Annotated in this window: 12 protein-coding genes; 1 reads left to right on the forward strand and 11 read right to left on the reverse strand. The window is 66.6% G+C overall.

All coding sequences use genetic code 11. The annotated features are described in order from the left end of the window. Positions 1 to 2: 2 nt before the first annotated feature. Entirely contained in the window at positions 3 to 896 is an 894-nt protein-coding gene (locus AC1RRS_RS13540) for a Gfo/Idh/MocA family protein (RefSeq protein ID WP_492855597.1), read from the forward strand. Between the two features lie 21 nt (positions 897 to 917). Here the strand turns inward: AC1RRS_RS13540 and AC1RRS_RS13545 are convergent, their stop codons facing one another. From AC1RRS_RS13545 to AC1RRS_RS13595, 11 genes are all read right to left on the reverse strand, one after another. Next, entirely contained in the window at positions 918 to 1364 is a 447-nt protein-coding gene (locus tag AC1RRS_RS13545) for a toxin-activating lysine-acyltransferase (protein WP_492855598.1), read from the reverse strand. Between the two features lie 156 nt (positions 1365 to 1520). Beyond that, a complete protein-coding gene (locus AC1RRS_RS13550) occupies positions 1521 to 8918 on the reverse strand; it encodes an SPM autocatalytic domain-containing protein (protein WP_492855600.1) in 7398 nt (2465 codons plus the stop codon). A 1-nt stretch (position 8919) separates the two neighbouring features. Beyond that, a complete protein-coding gene (locus AC1RRS_RS13555; RefSeq protein ID WP_492855601.1) occupies positions 8920 to 9813 on the reverse strand; it encodes a hypothetical protein in 894 nt (297 codons plus the stop codon). A gap of 212 nt (positions 9814 to 10025) precedes the next feature. After that, positions 10026 to 10562, reverse strand: coding sequence for a single-stranded DNA-binding protein (gene ssb, locus AC1RRS_RS13560; RefSeq protein WP_487288836.1), 537 nt, complete (start codon positions 10560 to 10562; stop codon positions 10026 to 10028). A gap of 160 nt (positions 10563 to 10722) precedes the next feature. Beyond that, positions 10723 to 11112, reverse strand: a complete 390-nt coding sequence (locus tag AC1RRS_RS13565) for a hypothetical protein (protein WP_492855602.1) — start codon at positions 11110 to 11112, stop codon at positions 10723 to 10725. 109 nt (positions 11113 to 11221) lie between these two features. After that, complete coding sequence (locus tag AC1RRS_RS13570; protein ID WP_492855604.1) at positions 11222 to 11902, reverse strand: hypothetical protein; 681 nt, start codon at positions 11900 to 11902, stop codon at positions 11222 to 11224. Positions 11903 to 11969: 67 nt separating this feature from the next. After that, positions 11970 to 14813, reverse strand: coding sequence for a hypothetical protein (locus AC1RRS_RS13575; RefSeq protein WP_492855605.1), 2844 nt, complete (start codon positions 14811 to 14813; stop codon positions 11970 to 11972). 106 nt (positions 14814 to 14919) lie between these two features. Next, positions 14920 to 15474, reverse strand: coding sequence for a UDP-4-amino-4,6-dideoxy-N-acetyl-beta-L-altrosamine N-acetyltransferase (pseH, locus tag AC1RRS_RS13580; RefSeq protein WP_487292534.1), 555 nt, complete (start codon positions 15472 to 15474; stop codon positions 14920 to 14922). Positions 15475 to 15577: 103 nt separating this feature from the next. Continuing rightward, a complete protein-coding gene (locus tag AC1RRS_RS13585; protein ID WP_487292533.1) occupies positions 15578 to 16417 on the reverse strand; it encodes a flagellin in 840 nt (279 codons plus the stop codon). Between the two features lie 184 nt (positions 16418 to 16601). Continuing rightward, positions 16602 to 16964, reverse strand: coding sequence for a hypothetical protein (locus tag AC1RRS_RS13590; protein WP_492855606.1), 363 nt, complete (start codon positions 16962 to 16964; stop codon positions 16602 to 16604). Between the two features lie 96 nt (positions 16965 to 17060). Continuing rightward, a complete protein-coding gene (locus tag AC1RRS_RS13595; protein ID WP_198574983.1) occupies positions 17061 to 17882 on the reverse strand; it encodes a flagellin in 822 nt (273 codons plus the stop codon). Positions 17883 to 18117: the final 235 nt, after the last annotated feature.

An 18117-nucleotide genomic window follows, 5' to 3' on the forward strand; every position in this document is an offset into this window, starting at 1 on the left:
CCATGCGCGTGGCGATGATCGGCCTGGGCGACATCGCCCGCAAAGCCTACCTCCCGGTGCTGGGCATACGTCCCGACGTGCATCTGGCCTTCGTCACCCGCAGCACCGCCACCCTGGACGACCTCGGCGCGGCCTGGCGTGTGGACCGGCTGCACACCGATCTTGACGAGGCCCTGGCCCAGGGGCTCGACGCCGCCTTCGTCCATGCCGCCACCGAGGCCCATCCGGAGATCGTCCGCCGCCTGATCGAGGCCGGCGTGCCGACCCTGGTCGACAAGCCGATCGCCGACACCCTGGCGGAAACCGAAGCTCTGGTGGACCTGGCCGAAACGCGCGGCGTGTCGCTGGCCGTCGGCTTCAACCGCCGCTTCGCGCCCTCATACGTGGCCGCCGCCGGCCTGAAGGCGCCGCTGGTGCTGATGCAGAAGAACCGCCGGGCCTATCCCGACGGCCTGCGCCGGGCGGTGTTCGACGACTTCATCCACGCCATCGACACCATCCGCTTTCTGGCCCCGACGGCGAACGAGGCGCGGATTTCGGGCCACGCCGTCGACGGCAAGATGCGGCACGCCAGCCTTCATCTCGTCGGGCCGGGCGTCGACGCCTTCGCGATCATGAACCGCGACAGCGGCGCCGACGAGGAGGTGCTGGAGGTCTCGGGCCATGGCGGCAAGCTGCGGGTCGCCGAACTGTCCGACGTCATCGACTACGCCGGCGGCGAGCGTCTGAGTCGACGCGGCAACTGGACCTCGGTCGGCCGCCAGCGCGGCTTCGAGGGCCTGGTCGAGGCTTTCCTGTCGGCCGTGCGCGAAGGCCGCCGACTGTCAGCCCTCGACGCCCTGGAGACTCACCGCCTCTGCGAACAGGTCGTCACGGCCCTGACGCCGACCGACTAGGCCGGCGTCGAAGCCCTCGCCTCAGGCTTGGGCTTGCGGGGGATAGGAGACGACCACGCGCTGGCCGTCGGGGTCGACGGTGTGGAACTTGAAGCTCTTGCCGGGGAAGACGTTGACGGCGAGGTCGGCGAGGATTTCGTCCTGGCCGCCGAAGGGGGCGACGAGCTCGATCAGCCAGGGGCGATCGCCGGCCTGCCATTCGTCGGCCCGCAGCTTCTTGGCGCCGGCCACCAGGCGCTCTTCGGTCTCCTCGGAGACGAAGGCCCAGAAGGCCACGGCGGCGGGGCTGTTAGGGCCGTTCCAGATGCGGAACTGCTCGAGCAGCACGGCCGGCATGGCGAACCATTCCAGGTCGCCGATGAACAGCTGCTTGTGCACCGGCGACTGGGTCAGCAGCCAAGTGATCTCGCCCAGAACCTGGGACACCGTCTTCTGGGGAGCGGTCGCGGAAGCAGCGCCGTCGGCCATGATCGAAACTCCGTTAGGTCGGCCGGCCCTCCATGATGGAGGGCCGGCCTTGTACTCTAGGTGGTAGCAGGAAAGGCCTGGAGCCTTCCAGACTCCAGCTTTCGCATCGGGACAAGGCCAGGCGGGTCAGGCGCGGGCGCGTGACCCTGGCGCGCCCTAGGCCGTCAGCAGCGGCTGGGCGGCCGCGGCCTTGAGGCCGGCCGAAGCCGCCAGCGGCGTCTCGCGCGAGGCCCCGTCACGGCTCCAGACCGCCGCCCCGCCGCCGGCCTGGCCGCCGAAGCCGGCCATGGCCTGGCGCAGCAGCGCCTGGTTCTGGACCAGCGCCGGGTCGAGCGCGCCGGAGGCGGCCAAGCCCAGACCCTGACCGGGACCGGCGTCCATCGCCGCCAGTCGCGCGGCCAGCGAGCCGCCGCCCAGCAGGTCCGAACCAGCCTCCTGACGCCACCAGGCGCCCGAGGACTGGCTGGCTCCGCCATAGGCCGAGCCGGCGTCCAGCGGCTCGCCGCCGGCCAGCGACAGACCCAGCCCCGTCGAGCCGAAGCTCACCCCCAGGCCAGAAGCGCCGACGGCCGAAGCCCCCTGCCCCGAGGCCTCGCCCAGGCCCGAGGCGCTCACCGACCGGGCCGCCTGGGCGTAGCCCTGGTCGACCACGTCCTGGCGCGCCTTGGCAGCGGCGTTAAGGTCGTTAGCCTGGGCCTGCTGCGTCGAGATCAGCCGGACCTTGCCGCTCGGCTGCTGGCCGGTCAGCCAGCTGGCCTTTTCCGAGGCGCTCATCTTCGTCCAGCGCTGGGCGATGGTCGCGTCGACGCGGTCGTGATCGCTGAAGTCCAGCTGGGCGGCGGCCTTGACCTCGTTGTAGCTGGCTCCGATCGCGTCCAGCAGGCCCTTGCGGGCCCTGATCCGCGCGGCCTTGGCCGCCGTCTTCGGATCATTGGCCAGTTGGCCAAGCTCGCCGTCTTCGTCGGCCGCGCCCCACTCGGCCTGGTAGTCGCCAGCGTAGAGCCCCTCCGAGCCCAGCACCCGCCGCGCCAGGGCCACGTCGTAGCCCTCGCCCGTGCGGCCGTCGGCCCAGATGAAGCTGATCGTGTTCTGCACGAAGCTTTCAGTGGTCTGGTCGCGGGTCTGGCCGGTGGCCAGGCCGCCCAGGTTGATGGCCGCGATCCCGGCCTGTTCAAGCGTGCGCAGTTCCTTGGCCGTCGAGCGGCCGTTCTGGTTGGCGTCGACGAACAGCAGGATCCTGGAGAAGTCCTTGTCGTTCTTGTCGAGCAAGCCGTCGCCGTTGCTGTCCCAGGTGCGCAGGCCTTCCAGGTCGCTGGTCGCGCCCGGCTTGTCCTGCACGAACGACAGTTCCGACAGCTGGTTGATCGCCCCGTCGCCGTTACGATCGACCGCCAGGAAGCCGTCGCTCGGGCCCACCCAGCCGATCCGCGAAATCCCGCCGCCGGCCGTCTTGACCACCACGCTGGAGCTGTCGACCGCCGACAGGTCCAGCCCGTCGCCGTCCAGGTCCAGCGCGATCGGATAGGCGTAGTCGTAGTTGTAGGTGATCGACTGGGTCCAGGCGATGTCGAGCTTGCGCAGGTCGATCGAGGTCCCGCCGGCCAGCACGTATTCCACCGTGTTGAAGCTCTCGTAGAGGACGGTGTTGGAGTAGCCGTCCATGGTCACGTACTTGACCCCGCCGCCGACGATCTGCACCCGGTCGGCGACCTGGCTGGCCGTCAGCGCCGTGTTGGAGAGGTCGCGCGCGGCGATGTAGAGGTCGTTGCCGACCACTTGGTAGATCACGTCCCCGGCCGCCACCGAAGCCCCGAAGGCCAGGGTGTCCTCGCCGCCGGTGTCCCAGATGATGTCCAATCCCTCGCCGCGGTCGTAGCCGAACTGGTCGTCGCCGTTGGAGGTGTGGATCTGGTCGTTGCCCAGGCCGCCGATCACGACGTTGCCGTTGCTCTCCACCTGGCCGCTCTGGGCGCCCCAGACGATGTCGTCGCCGTTCATCGCCATGATCAGGTCGGAATTGGTCTTGCTGCCGACCAGGGTGGTGGAGTTGTCGTCGCTGGCCACGCCGAAGTTGACCGAGCCGATATCGAGCTGCGAAGCGCCGCCCATGTCGATCGACTTGATCTTGTTGTTGCCCGCCGTCGGATAGAAATTGGCGCCGATCCGCACCTGGGCGTCGCCCCGGATGCCCAGATCCAGCCAGCCGCTCGCGCCGCCCGCCGTACCGCCCCAGATGTCCGAGAACTTCACGTCCGCCCCGAACGAGATCACGTTCCAGCCGGCGCTGTCCTCGACGACGGTGTCCGAGCCGTCCCCGCGGTTGAGGACATAGGTGTCGGCCCCGCCTCCGCCGTAGAGATAGTCGTTGCCGGCCCCGCCGATGAAGGTCTCGTCGGCCGCGCCGCCGCCGATGGTGTCGGCATAGTCCGTGCCCAACACGCCCTCGACGCCCGTGAGCGTGTGGTTCGACACCGTGCCGTCGACGCCGCGCACCTGGGCGTAGCCGCTGCCCAGGTTGATGTTCAAAGCCGCGACCGTGGTGGTGGTGGTCTCATAGTGACCGCCCGTCGACACCCAGTACTGCGAGTAGTCCCACTGGTCATATTCCCAGTAACCGTCCTCGACCCAGACCTGATAGGTCGAGGTCCCGTTGGCGAAGCCCTCCGAATAGTCGATGAAGTCCTTGCCCTCGCCGCCGACATAAGTGTCTTCGCCGTTGGTGGCCACGAACCAGTCGTCGCCGCCCAGGCCCTCCAGGCGATTGTGGAAGAAGTTGCCCTTCAGCTGGTCGGCGGCTTGCGAGCCGCGCAGGTTCTCGATCTCCTGCAGGATGTCGTCCTCGGCGTCGCCGCCGAACGCATCGCCCGTGGACAGGTCGACATAGACCCCCGCCGACGAGCCCTCGTAGCTGGCGGTGTCGAAATAGCCGCCCCCGACCAGCAGGTCCGCGCCCGCGCCGCCTTCGAGGATGTCGTCGCCTTCGCGCCCATAGAGTTCGTCGTCGCCGTCCAGGCCCTTGAGCACATTGTTGCCGGCCGAGCCGAACAGCCGGTCATCGTAATCGGAGCCGGTGGTGTTCTCGATATTGATCAGGCCGTTACTGCTGTACCACTGCGAGCCGTCGGCGCTGCGCACTTCGAGCAGGCGGCTGGCCGGATTGGCGATGGCGGTGTCCGGGTTGCCGTTCCAGTCGGCGGGACGCACGTCGAGGTCGAGCGTGACCCCGAAGGTGAACCGCTCGGCGCTGACCGTGTCCTTGCCGTTCGGATCGCTGCTGAAGTTGAAGTTGCCGCCGACGATCCAGTTCCAGGTGTAGTCGGCGGTCAGGATGAAGGTGTCGTCGCCGTCCTCGCCCTGCAGGGTGTCGGCGCCGTCGCCGCCGACCAGGACGTCATTGCCGATCCCGCCATAGAGGCCGTCGTCGCCCGTGTCGCCGGCCAGGTAGTCGTCGCCCGAACCGCCGACCAGACTGTCGTTGCCGCCCCGCCCCAGCAGGGTGTCGTTGCCGTCGCCGCCATCGAGGTAGTCGTTGCCGCCGCGGCCATCCAGCCAGTCCCAGCCGCTGCGGCCGTAGAGCTGGTCGCCGCCCTGGCCGCCGACGAAGATGTCGTCGCCGCCCGAGACCGTGACCGAGTTGACGTGCTCGATGTATTCGTAGTCCCAGCCGTTCCAGATGTATTCGTAGGTGATCTCGGTTTCGGTGTGATTGTCGTCGATCACCACCCCGCCGGTGTTCAGGCGCTGGTCGATGAAGTCGTTGCCCGAAGTCGTCGCCCCCGGCGTGGTGATCGCATAGCCGATCTGCGACAGGTCCTCGATGTTGAGCACCTCGCCTTCGGTGTCCCAGGTGGACGTCGCCGCGCCGGCCGGCCGCGAGGTCGGCTGGGTGAAGAAGCCGAACGGCGCTTCGCCGCCAGTGGCGACCAGGCGCAGGACCATGCGCCGATAGGCCGTGCCGGCTGGAGCCGTGGCCGTGCCGCTGAGGGTGTTGAAGTTGGCCAGATCGCCGTGCCAGGCGCCGCTTTCCAGGCCCGAGCCGCCCATGAACGCCACGCTCAGCAGGTTCATGTTGGCGTCGTAGAACTCCATGTACATCTGGGACGTGCCCCGATGCTGGGCGGCCTTGACCGAACCTTCGTAGACCGTGCCCCCCGACGACACCATCACGGCCGAGCGCATGTCGATGACCGAGCCCGAAGCGGGCGTGCCCGGCATGTGCATCCAGAAGACGTCGTTGCCGCTGCCCGACCAGTCGGCGTTGAGGTTCACCCCGCGCTGCGGATTGCCGACCTGCCAGGTCGCCATGTCCCAGCCGGCCAGACCGTCGCCGAACCGGGCGTTGAGCACGTCGTTGTCGCCCGGCCCGGCCTGCGATTGCGACAGGATCGAGAACAGGCCGTCGCTATCGGCCTTGCGCGACTGGATCTCCATGCCGTCGCCGACGGCGAAGACGCGGACGTCCTCGTAGCCCATCTTGCGGCTCTTCAGGTCGAAGCTGTCGAGGAACCCGCGCAGGCCGCCGTAGAAGTCCGACGTCGACCATTTGCCGATACCCAGCTCCGAGATCGAATTCAGCTCGATCAGCCAACCGGCCGCGAATTCGGTCGTCGGACTGGCGGCGATCAGCGCGTTGATCTCGTAGCGTGACTCCAGGTAGCGCCTGTATTCGGCCGCGAGATTGATGTCGCTGGCCAAGGCGGTGATGTCCGTGGCCAGGGAGTTGCTGATCGCCCGTTTGGCGAAGATGTCCCCGCCGACGATCTTGGTGTTCTTGATGGCGATGGCCGTGCCATAGCCGACGGCTTCATCCGACGAGCCGAAGTTCTTCTGAACGCCGTTCACCTTGACATAGATCTGGTTGCCGGTGTGGCCGTAGATCTGGGTCGTGCTGTAGCCGTTCAGGTTGGATACGTAGGCGGTATCGTCGGTATAGGCGACCATGCCGATGACGCCATTGAGCGTATCGCGCGCCAGGGTCGCCATCGAGGTGACGAGCGCTCGGTTGCCTCCGTTCGCGGTGACGATGCTGCCGACCTCGTATCGGGCGTAAGGCAGCTGCAACACGGTTTCGGCGCTGGCCGTCGGAATCTTCGGCTTCTTGCGCCCGAACAGGTTGCCGATCAGCGCGCCGATCACGAAGCCGACAAAGGCCCCGATGCCCGGCACGAGGATTGAGGCGGCGATTCTCCCGAAGGACGCGGCCAGTTGGGCATGGATCGCCGCGGCGAAGGTAGAGACGATGCCGGCGCTGGTCCCGCTGCTGAATGCGATCGTTCCGAGGGTCGAGCCCAGCGAAGACAACGCCGCGCCTGCCTGGGTGCGCACCGGAACCACCATCGAGCCGAGCTTCGAACCGAAGAAGCTGCCGATGGCGCTGCCGAGAACGCCGGCGCTGTAGCCGCCGGCGGCGGCGGCGGAAGTGCTGGTTCCGAAAGCTTCGGCGGCCCGCAGGCCGTCGAACAGGGCGCGACCGCCCATGGCGTTGCCGATGATCGTCGAGGTGATCGTTCCACCGACGCTCTGGAACAGTTCGGCCCCGAAACCGGACAGACCGAGCGCCTTGCCGAGCTCGAGCGAAAGATAGCTGCCGATCTGCCCGGCGACCGCGCCCTGGAACGCCTGGCCGAGATCCTGGCTGAAGTCCGCGAAGGCCTTCTTGATCTCGCCATTGGCGTGGAAGCCGAGATCGAGCCCGTGCTTCAGGTCGATGAGCTGGCCGATATTCTGGCCGACCGCCCCCAGCACCGCACTGGCGGCGACGCTGGTCGCGACGTTGCCATTGCCGAGATAGGAACCCAGCGCGCTGCCGAGCGCCTGGGCGAAATCGGCGAACCGCACCGGCGGAATTTCCTGCAGCACCGTAGCGACGACGCCGTCCTCGCTCGTGCCGAGACGACCACGTTCCTTCCAACCGCCGGCGCGCTCGACCTCATAGGTCGTGTAGTCGACCACCCCGTCGCCGTCGGCGTCGTGGGTGCGGTAGGTCCAGGTCCCGTTCTCGTCCGTCGTCGTGTATTCGTAGACGCCGTTGGAGATGAACTTCGGAGCGCTCCATATTCCGGCGTCATCGGACAGGCTCGGCGGGCGCGACGTATTGTGCACGCGCAGTCCACCGGCAATATAGGTATGGGTGAGAGCGACCTCGAAGTTGTAGATCGGAACGGCGACTTCGGATGAGATCGCCTCGGCTCCGGACAGATCGACCGCCCCGCCGTCGGCGGCCACGGCCTTCACGCCCTGCTGGACCATTTCGCCGACGGGTTGGAAATCGCCGCGTTCCGTCAGGAAGGAGTGCCCAGGCGTAACCTCCACGCCATTGGGCAACCGCAGCCATTCGTTGGCCTCCCCAGGATAGATCTCGACGACCGTCGACGCCTGCAGCGCGCCGGTCTCGTCGAAAGACTGCACCTGGTCGCCCACGCGGACATGCTCGATCGACTTGACCGAGCCGTCGGCCATCAGCACTTCCGTGCCGGCGAGGAAGCAGAAGGAGTCCGTTCGGCGGCGGAAGGCCTGAATGAGATCCGCCGTCGCAGGCTTTACATCGCCGCTTCCGGCCAGGTCGATGAACTGAACGCCATCGGCTTTCCGGGTGTACCTGTAGGACCGGCCGAGCATCGCACCGGTCTTCTGATCGTATTGATAGAACGCCTCGGTCGTGAACTCGCCGACCATGGTGCCTACGGTCGTGATCGACTTGTCGACGTAGGAAACCTTCAGCGTCGCGGCGCCGGTCACACGGTCGCGCGTCCGCTGCACATAGTATTCGGTAATTTTTCCCTCAGCCCAGTACAGCGTGATCGTATTTTCGGTCCTCCTGGGCTGCGTCTTCAGGAATATCTGCGCGGCGAGGTCGGCGGCCAGGTCGTAATTCGTATGCGTTCTTTCAGCATTCCTGATGTTCACCAGCATTCGCTCGGTGATTTCATCCTGGTATTTCAAGCTGTCCTGAGGCAGACCATTGTTGTTTATCGAGTCCCGGATCCACCCCGACAGGGTCGAGGTCACCAACCCATCATCGCGGCCAACGACGATGGCGGATGTTTTGGTGAGCCCCAGACCACCAAAGCTGTATTCGATCGAAATCGTCTCGTCGAACGGGCTGCTGTAGACCTTCAAGCCCAGCTTGAGCAGGTTGCCCAGTTCGCCATCGAGGCCCGCCAGCCCGAAGGTATTGAGGTCGATCGCTTTGGTGCCGCCGAGCGTGACGACAGACTTGACGCCCTGCTTCTTGTAGGTGCCCTCGACCGACAGCGTCACGCCGCCGGTTTGAGGATCGTAGCCTATCTCCGCCCCGACATCGAAAGGAAGCGCCGCAGCGTAACGCTTGACCGCCTTGATGAGCGCACCCTTGAAAATCGCGGGATCGACGCCCGGGCTGTCTACGCGGAACACCCCCAGGCCAGGATCATTGTCGAAATAGCTCTTGGTAAAGGCATAGACGATCTGGGCCTGCTTCTCGGGAGTCTGCAGGAGCAGATTCACCTTCTTCGCGTAGTTGTTCAGCGCCTTGAGATAAGCGGGAATTTCGTTGGCAGGATTACGCTTCGCCATCTCAGTTTCCTCCGGCCGTCAATTCGTGAAATCGTTGCTTTGAAAGGCCCGGCTCAATCCTGGGCAGCGCCCGGGCGACCTCTTCATCGAAGAGGCTGGCGGCGGGACCGGTCGCGGGAGAACCATCGACCTTGATGACCGCCTCGCCCGGCGCGGAAAAAACGCCCCACGCCCCCACGGCCGCGGCCGCGGCGCGCGTCCTGCAGTCCTCGACCCGCGCACGGATCTCGTCGGAGCGACCGGACTCTCCACTTGTGTGATTCAGGGCGTCCGCCTCGGTGACGCTCGCCATCCGGCTGATACGCCCATGGTCGTGACTTGCGACGACGATGCAGCCCGGCCGCTCCACGACCTTCAACTGCTCCGCCGCGCCATCGCCGAACGCGACTCGCAACACTTGGTCGGGATGGCCGGCGAACGGCTGCAGGGACGGCGCGTACAGCTGCACAAAATTCGCCGGCCGCCCCTTGGCGAGACCTGTGCCGGCCTCGACAAAATCGCCCCCCAGCAAAGTTCTTATCTCAAGCGACCCCCGCGTCTTCGGGCCGGGCGGGTCCCATTTCGTGGCGGTCAGGGGCCGCCCCTGACCGACGATCACATCGTCGAAACGGACGACCAGGTCCTGCCCCTCGGGGAAGAGCAAGGCCTCCAGGACATCCACCTGGGGTTTGAACTTCTTGGCCAACGGCGGAGGAGACGGCGGCTGCGCTTCGCAAGCGCTCAAGGGAGCCAGCACGGTGAAAAGCGAGGCCAACAGCCCGACGACAGTCAGCGCCGACGCCCCCGGCCGCCTTGCGGGTGGTGTTTGCACGGCGCGTCGCAACCCGCCGCCGCTCGACGTCTCACCGCTTCGCCGATCGGCGACGAACTCGATACCCAAAAGCGAACCGGCCACGCTACGCCTCACTGATTTGTACAAGCGAGACCGTAGGCGAGATCGCCGTTTGGTTGCAATTGAGAAATACTACTTCAATTCGATGAGCCTTCGAAATTCACGGAAACTGCACAATTGACGCCCCGTCGCCTCTTCCTTGCGCGCGCCCAAAGAAAAACGGCCGGTTCCTCGCGGAACCGGCCGTCTTCAGATCCAGGCGCTCAGGCGAGCCCTTAGAACGGGATTTCGTCGTCCAGGTCGGCCGAGAAGCTCTCGCGCGGGCCGCTGGGCTGGCTGCGCGGAGCGCCGCCGCCGAAGTTGCCGCCGCCTTGGCCGCCGCCGTAGCCGCCGCCACCGCCGCCCTGGCCGTAGCCGTCGTCATAGCCGCCCGACGGAGCGCCGGCGCCGGCGCCGTCGCCACGGCCGCCCAGCATGGTCAGCTCGCCGCGGAACTTCTGCAGCACGATCTCGGTGGAGTACTTTTCCTGGCCCTGCTGGTCGGTCCACTTGCGGGTCTGGATCGCGCCCTCGATGTAGACGGTCGAGCCCTTGCGCAGGTAGCTCTCGGCCACCTTCACCAGGTTGTCGTTGAAGATCACGACGCGGTGCCACTCGGTCTTTTCCTTGCGCTCGCCGCTGGAGCGGTCGCGCCAAGTCTCGGACGTGGCGATGCGCAGGTTGGCGACGCGGTCGCCCGAATTGAGGGTGCGGATCTCGGGGTCGGCCCCGAGGTTGCCGACCAGGATGACCTTGTTGACGCTGCCAGCCATTTGGCGAATGCCCTGTTCTCGCCCGGCGACCCTATGCGCCGGAATCTCGAGCGGAGACGTTAACGACTCAGCAAGGCGGAAATCAAGAATTGTTCACCAAACGTTCCTGTGAACAGAGAGCGGTTATCCACCGCCCTCTCCTCGCCTCCCGGAAACGGTCTTAGCGCGCCGGCAAGGCGCCGGGCACGGCCAGACGACCGTCGCCCGTGCGCACCAGCGACATGAACCGGGCGCCTTCGTAGCTGTCGCCCAGATAGATGCCCTCGCGTTCCACGAAGATGAACTTGCCCTGGTAGGAGCCGGTCAGCTGCTCCTTGCGGAGGCCCATGCGCAGGAAGCGGATGCGCATCCCTTCCAGCGTGGCGGCGCAGGTCTCCATGTTGGGCACGTTGCGCTCGACCGGGTTGAACTGCAGCGTGCCGTCCTTCTTCTCGATGACGTGGTTGCAGACGCCCTGGTCGAAAGGCGCGCGGGTGGCCTTGACGCAGCCCGACAGGCCGACAGCGGCGACGCCGAGGGCCAGGACGGCGGCGATGGGGGAAACGCGCATCAGAAAACTCCTTCGGCCCAAGAGCCTTTCCCCGCGGGAAAGGCTCTCATTCAAATATCCATAGCGCGGCCCGGGCGGATCAACCGCCCAAACTTGACCCTGCCGCGCTCTAGCCGACGCTGGGAATGGCGCAGTTGGCGGCCTGCTCCACCACCAGGTGGAACGAACGGTTGTCGGACGAGGCCTCGACGCGGCCCGCCAGCAGGCGCAGCGTCTCGTCGCCCCAGCGGCCGTAGGTGGCGCCGCCCGGACGCTCGCACTTGCCGGCGAAGAGCTGCTGGATGCAGGCGTTCTGGGTGATCTCGCCCGGCAGCTTGTTCCACTGGCCGCCGAGATAGCGCTGGCAGACGGCCAGGGGCGCGCTCGGCGCCGAGGTCGCGCCGACAGCCGGGGTCGCCGCGGGCGTGGCGACAGGCGCGGCCACGGCCGGCGGCGGCAGCGGGGTCAGCACCGTGCCGGCCTGGTCGGCGGCGGCCAGGGCCCCGGTCTCGTCGACGCCGACGTCGAGGGCGCCGGTGGCCACGCCGTTCTTCTTGGCGCATTCGGCCAGGGTGGTCTCGCCGACGAACTGGCCGCCGACGAAGCAGCGCAGCGGGCGGGCCGGATCGTTCAGCTTGGTGTCGTCCGAACGACCGGTCTCGACGATCAGGCCGCCGCGCGAGGCCGGCGGATCCTCGGCCGGCTTGCGGTCCTTGCCGCCCATCAGCGTGAAGGCCACGGCCAAGCCCGCGATCACCGCCAGGGCCGCTCCGCCGCCCAGCAGCACGCGTCGATCTTTGAGAAGTTCCATGCCCCCTGGCTACGACGCGTCGATGACGGTTTCAAGCGTCACGGCGGCCGCGAAGGCCATGCGCGGCCTAGCTGCCGCCGGTCAGGCGGTCCAGCGCGGCCTGGTAGTTGGCGATCTGGTTGGTCAGATAGGCCGGGGCCGTGCCGCCGGTCTTGCCCGAGGTGGTGGCCGAGCCGTCGGCCTTCACGCCGTTGGCGATGTCGGCCATCTCGCGATAGGCGTTGCGGATCGCCGCCGTGGCCGACTTCAGCAGGTCGGCCGTGGTCGCCCGGGCCGTCTCGTCGACCAGGCTGAGCTCGGTGGGCAGCTTGAGGCCGTAGACCGGCCCCTTGCCGTCGGCCGAGACGGTGCGGCCGTCGTCGGTCTTGGTGTTGCGCACGATGCCCGAAGCCAGGCCCAGCGCGCTCAGCACATTGCTGTCGCCCTTGCCCGGCAGCACTTCCACCGTCGAGGTGTTGTAGGCCGGGGTGATCTTCAGCTTGCGCATGTTGCCGTCGCTGGAGATCGACACCTTGGCGGCGTAGCCCGAGGCCCGGCGGATCTTGTCGGCCAGGGTGTCGAGCGTGTCGTCGGCGCCGATGGTGATGGTGGTCAGCGGGCCGCGCTCGCGGGTGCGGATCTGGAAGGTGTCGCCCGGCCGCGCCGAGGTCGCCGACACGATCTTGTCCGACTGGGTGTAGTTCATCGTCCCGCGCGGCAGGCCGAAGATGTCGAGCGCGCTGGAACCCGAGGCGTCGACCGCGATCGAGGTCGGGGTGGCGTAGCCGTCCTTGCCGGTCAGGCGCTGTTCCCAGGTGGCGTCGCCGGTGGCCATGTCGATCTGGGCGACGTAGCCGTCCTTGGTGCCGACCGTGGCCTGGCCCGCCAGGTCCTTGCCGGCCGCGCCCACCAGCCAGACCTGGCCGTTGGAGACCGCCATGCCGGTGACCGTGTCGTCGCCCGTGCCGCCGTAATAGGCCAGGGTGTCGCCGGATGTGCTGGTGAGGTCGAGCGAGACGCGCGCGACGAAGCCGTCAGAACCGCCCGAGGCCGCGGATTTGACGTTGTTGACCGTCAGCGAGCCGTTGGTCGTGTAGCCGCCAACATAGAGTTGGCCGTTGTCGATGGTCAGGCCGGCGATGTCGCCGCCCTTCAGCGTGCCGAGGTCGCGCGTCGCGCCCACGGTCATGGTCGCGGCCTTGGTGTAGGTGACCGGCTTGGTCTCGTAGACGCCGGCCGAGTTCAGCGCCGTGCGGTTCTCGGTCACCACCGAAGTGGAGACGTCGAAGCTGCGCAGCATCGCCTCGCTGCCTTCCTTGCTGGCGACGATGACCTTGCCGCCGTCGACGACCATGCCCGAGACGGTGTCGTTCTCGGCGCTGCCGAAATGGGTGGTGAACAGGGCCTTGGGCGTGCCGGTGATGTCGGCCGCGAAGCCGGTCAGATAGTTGTCGTAGCCGCCCTGCGAGGCCGAGCCGGTCGCGCCGGGCAGGTCCGACTTGGTGCGGCCGGCCACGTAGACGACGCCGTCCTGGCCGAAGGCGACGGCCGTGGCCTCGTCTTCCAGCAGGCCGCCGCGACGCACCGTCCAGCTCTCGTCGCCGTTGGCGTCGTACAGCGACACGAAGCTGTCGGTCACCGTGCCGTTGCTGTCGGAATTGATCGGACCCGTGGTGGCGCCGGTCAGGGTGCCGGCCACCGAGCCGGCCACGGCCACCTTGCCGTCGCTCGACACGGCGATCGAATAGCCGGTGGCGGTGTCGGCCGCGCCCAGGCTGCGGGCGTAGAGCAGCTTGCCGGCCGAGTCGTACTTCAGCAGGGCGACGTCCTGGTCGCCCTTGATGGTCTGGCTCTCGACGCTCTTTTCGACGTCGGCCAGCACGTAGATCGAGCCGTCGGGGCCGGTGACGGTCTTGTGGACCTTGGCGACCGTGCCTTCCAGCGTGTCGGAGAAGACCTTGGTCCCGGCCGTCGCGCCCGAGCCGGCGCCGTACTTGGTCAGGGTGTTCTCGATGACCGCGTCGTCGGTCTTGGTGTCCTTGTCCGGGTCGGGGTTCCCGGCCTCGGTGGTGATATAGACGGCGGGCTTCGAGACCGAGGCCGTGAAGTTCAGCTTCTCGATCGAGTCGCCGCGGATGCGCAGAGCGAAGTCGTCGCCGGTGGCCGGCAGCTTGACCGTCTGGCCGTTGACCGTGGTGGTGCGGGCCACGCCCGCGGTCCGCTCGACGGCGAAGGTGGTGTTGTAGCCGGCCGCCGAAAGCTTGTCGTTGAAGAAGCTGACCACGTTGGCCATCGTCCGCGGCTTGGAGCCCATCTCGGACAGGTCCATCTTCAGCGTCGTGGTCTCGCCGAACTTGGTCACCGCCATGTCGAAGCTGACGTCGCCCTTGAACTGCGGGACCTCGTCGTCGACCTGGCCGCTGTAGAGCGTGCTGGTGACATAACCGTAGACGTTCTTGGGGATGCCGACCGTCGACTTGTCGGTGGTCATGGCCGCGCCGGTGGTCAGGCGCATGTTCTCGCCGTTCAGGTTCTGAACGTAGTTGGTGAGCTCCGTCAGGCCCTTGGTCATCGCCGTCTGCAGGCGCTTGATCTCGCTGTCGGAGACGTTCTTGCCGCTGGCCTGGCTGGCGATCGCCGTCAGGGTGTTCAGGGCCTGGTAGGCGGTGAACAGCTTCTTGTAGTCGCCGGAAATGCCGGGCGAAGCCGCCTCGGCGGCGCCCTCGTCGATGAACTTGCGGCCGTTCAGCGCCGACTTCACCAGGTCGCTGGCCTGGGTGGACACCGTGGTCCAGGGCGCGGCCGGAATGGATTTCTTGCTGGACGACGACGAGGTCGTCCCCGTGGTCGTCGTCGTGGACGCAGTCGAGCCCGTCAGGCCGACCTTGGCCTGATAGTAGCTCAGCAGCGAACTGGTGTCGAAAGTGATCACAACAGCTTCCACGGAAGGCGCAATGCGCCACACAGCGGCAATCTACGGTTATGAACGCTGACGTTTCGTTAAGACGTGTAAATGAGAGCCGACCACCCGGAGAGATTTAGGCCGCGATCAGGTGGGCGTCGCTGAGCGAGCGCCGGGCCTCTTCGCGCAGGCCCGCCCATTCCTCGGCCAGTATGCCCAGCAGCACCACGTCGCGCGGCTCGCCGTTCTTCAGCACGTGGCCGCGCAGATAGCCCTCGCGGCGGAAACCTGAGGCGGACTGGGCCTTCAGGGCCGCGTCATTGTCGGCCATGACCTCGGCGAACACCTTGTGCAGGCCAAGCTCGCCGAAGGCGCGGTCGAGGCCCAGAACCTGGGCCGCCCGCCCTACTCCGCGCCGGCGGGCGTCGGCGGCGCCGACGAACCAGTTCCAGCTGGCCCGGCGGTGATGCGACAAAAGGCCCGTCAGGGTCAGCAGGCCGGCCGGCGCGCCGGAGCGCACGATCATCCAGCCGCGCATGTTCGGATTGGTGCGCAGCGACTCGAACCAGGCGGCATGCGCCTCCCGGCTGGGGAACGCGGCGTCCGACATCCAGCGATCGACCTCGGGCTCGGCGCGCCACTGAAACAGCACCGCCTCGTCTTCGTCCTTCAAGTCCCGCAGTTCGATCATGCCGAGCGAATCCCCTTGCGCCGCGACGCACAGAGTAACCACGCAAAAAACGCCGGCCTAGGGAAAGACCGGCGTTTGTTGTGACAATTCCGTAGCGGCAGCCTCAGCCGCCGCTGCCGAACAGCGACAGGATGATCTGCGGGGCGCTGTTGGCGATCGACAGGGCCTGGGCGCCGAGCTGCTGCTTGACCTGCAGGGCCTGCAGGCGGGCGCTTTCCTTGGCCATGTCGGCGTCGACGAGGTTGCCCACCCCGGTCTCCAGCACGTCGGACAGCTTGGAGACGAAGGTGTTGTGGGCGTCGATCTGCTTGGCCTGCGAGCCGATCGAGCCGACCGCCTGGTTGACCGAGGCGATGGTCGAGTCGAGGCGCGTCAGCACGGCCGTGGCCTGGGTCAGGCTGGCGATGCTGTCGGTGGCCACCAGGCTGTTGTTGGGGCTGCCCAGCGACAGGGTCTGCAGGTTCAGCGAGATGACGGTCTGGGCGTCGGCGTCGGCCAGGAAGGTGATGGAGGCGGTCTGGCTGCCGTCGAGGATGTTGGCGCCGTCGAAGGTGGCGCTGTCGACCACCTGGGTCAGGTTGCTCAGCAGGCCCTGGAAGTCCGCGTCGAGGGCCTTGCGGGCCGAGGTCGACAGCGAGCTGTCCTTGGCCGCGACCACCTTCTCGCGCATCTGGTTGAGCAGGTCGGAGACCGACTCCCCGGCCGTCAGGGCGACGTCGGCGATCGAGGTGGCGCGGTCGAGGCTCATCTTGACCGAGGACAGGGCCGAGCGGTCGGCCTGCTGGTCCTGGGCGATCGACCAGACGGCGGCGTTGTCCTTGGCGCTCGAGATCGCAAGGCCGGTGTTGATGCGGGTCTGGACGCCCTGCATCTCGTCGTTGGTCTTGTTCAGATTCTGCAGGGCGATCAGCGCAGGCTGATTGGTGTTCACGCTCAGCGTCATCACGATCTCCGAACGGCGTTCTCGCCGACTTACGAGGGAGCTCGGTACGCGATTCGGCGGCCGAGCAGGATCGACCGTGAACTTGCCGTTGCGGCGGTAAGAATATGGTTAACGCGCGTAAACCATAACGCGCCTGCGACGTCGCGCCGCAAGCGTTGGCCGGAAATCCTTACGCGATAAGGCCTTAGGTCAGGCCGTCATAGATCTTGCCGGGGCCGTAGGACGCGGCGTCCTTGAACCTCAGCACGTCTTCGCGCGGATATTGCTTAAGGGTTTCGCCGGTGCGCCGGTCGACCGTCTTGTAGACGTAGACCCCGCTGTCGATGTCTTCCTCGATCACCAGACGCAGGTCACCGGGCTGAGGACCGTTGTCGGCCTTCTGTTCGGCGGCGGTCGATGCGCTCTTGCGAGCATCGGCCTTGCGGGCGTCGGAAACGACATCGCCGTCCGAGGACGAGCCTGGGACGGTGGGCGAAACGATCGGATTTTGCGCGGACAACTCTTGAACCTGAGCCGTCAGCGCGGCTTTGCTTTCCATCTCTCCCATCGCCGCCGGTTCTCGGCGGCGCCTCTGTTATCCCCTCCCCGGCCAAGGCCGAAGAAAGGCGGGGGCGGCCCGTGAGGACCGCCCCCTGCTCGTTCCTTATCGGAACAGGCTCAGGACCGTGCCGGTCGACTGGTTGGCGATGGAGAGCGCCTGGATACCGAGCTGCTGCTTGGTTTGCAGAGCTTGGAGCTTGGCGCTTTCCTTGGCCAGGTCGGCGTCGACCAGGTTGCCCACGCCGGCGTCGAGGCTGTCTTGCAGCTTGCCGACGAAGGTCAGGTGGGTGTCCAGGCCGGTCGAGCTGGTGCCCAGCGAAGCCAGCTTGTTGGTCGTCGTCTGCAGAGCCGTGTCGATGGTCGCAATCATCGTCTTGGCAGCGGCGGCGTCCGCGAAGGTGGTGCTGGTGCTCAGGCCGATACCAGCCAGCGACAGGGTCTTGGAGTTCACCGTGATGGCGGTGCCGTCCGAGTTGGCCAGGAAGCTGAGCTTCGTGGTTGAACCGTCGATGATGCTGGCGCCGTTGAACTTGGCGTTGCTCACGGCCTTGGTGATCTGGTCGCGCAGCGAAGTGAAGTCAGACTTCAGGGCGTTGAACGAGGCAGTGTTCAGCGAGGTGTCGGAAGCGGCCAGGGCCTTTTCCTTCATCTTGCCGAGCAGGTCCGTGACGGTGTCGCCGGCGGCCAGAGCGACGTCGATCGTGGATTGACCGCGTTGCAGCGAGTCCTTCACGGCGTTCATCGAGGAGGCGGTGGCCGACTGGTTCTTGGCGGTGGCCCAGATAGCGCCATTGTCTTTGGCGCTGCCGATCTTCTTGCCGGTGTTGATACGCTGTTGCGTAACGGCGAGATCGCTGTTGGTCGAGTTCAGGTTTTGCAGGGCGATCATCGCGCCCGAGTTCGTGTTGATGCTGTTCAGCGCCATAACGAATATGTTCCTATTTCAGGTTGTCCGACGTCATTTTGACTGCCGGGAGCGTTTTGCTCGCTGAACTAGGAAGCAACTACCGGGCCAATCCTGCCCACCCATGCGAAATTTTTAAGTCGTTGAAATTACTGCGTTATATGTTCGTTTAGGACGTTGCCGCCCGGCAATTCCTGCCGACTTGAGGCGTCATCCGGCAAAATGTGCCGGGCAGGTTTCAGCAGATGCGACCGTT

The sequence above is a fragment of the Caulobacter sp. GW821-FHT12A07 genome (genome assembly GCF_058807655.1).

What these genes read in the sequence shown, in the direction of transcription:
- ssb (WP_487288836.1), bottom strand. Translation starts at nt 10,562, where the DNA reads ATGGCTGGCAGCGTCAACAAGGTCATCCTGGTCGGCAACCTCGGGGCC.
- AC1RRS_RS13550 (WP_492855600.1), bottom strand. Translation starts at nt 8,918, where the DNA reads ATGGCGAAGCGTAATCCTGCCAACGAAATTCCCGCTTATCTCAAGGCG.
- pseH (WP_487292534.1), bottom strand. Translation starts at nt 15,474, where the DNA reads ATGATCGAACTGCGGGACTTGAAGGACGAAGACGAGGCGGTGCTGTTT.
- AC1RRS_RS13565 (WP_492855602.1), bottom strand. Translation starts at nt 11,112, where the DNA reads ATGCGCGTTTCCCCCATCGCCGCCGTCCTGGCCCTCGGCGTCGCCGCT.
- AC1RRS_RS13545 (WP_492855598.1), bottom strand. Translation starts at nt 1,364, where the DNA reads ATGGCCGACGGCGCTGCTTCCGCGACCGCTCCCCAGAAGACGGTGTCC.
- AC1RRS_RS13540 (WP_492855597.1), top strand. Translation starts at nt 3, where the DNA reads ATGCGCGTGGCGATGATCGGCCTGGGCGACATCGCCCGCAAAGCCTAC.
- AC1RRS_RS13595 (WP_198574983.1), bottom strand. Translation starts at nt 17,882, where the DNA reads ATGGCGCTGAACAGCATCAACACGAACTCGGGCGCGATGATCGCCCTG.
- AC1RRS_RS13585 (WP_487292533.1), bottom strand. Translation starts at nt 16,417, where the DNA reads ATGACGCTGAGCGTGAACACCAATCAGCCTGCGCTGATCGCCCTGCAG.
- AC1RRS_RS13570 (WP_492855604.1), bottom strand. Translation starts at nt 11,902, where the DNA reads ATGGAACTTCTCAAAGATCGACGCGTGCTGCTGGGCGGCGGAGCGGCC.
- AC1RRS_RS13590 (WP_492855606.1), bottom strand. Translation starts at nt 16,964, where the DNA reads ATGGGAGAGATGGAAAGCAAAGCCGCGCTGACGGCTCAGGTTCAAGAG.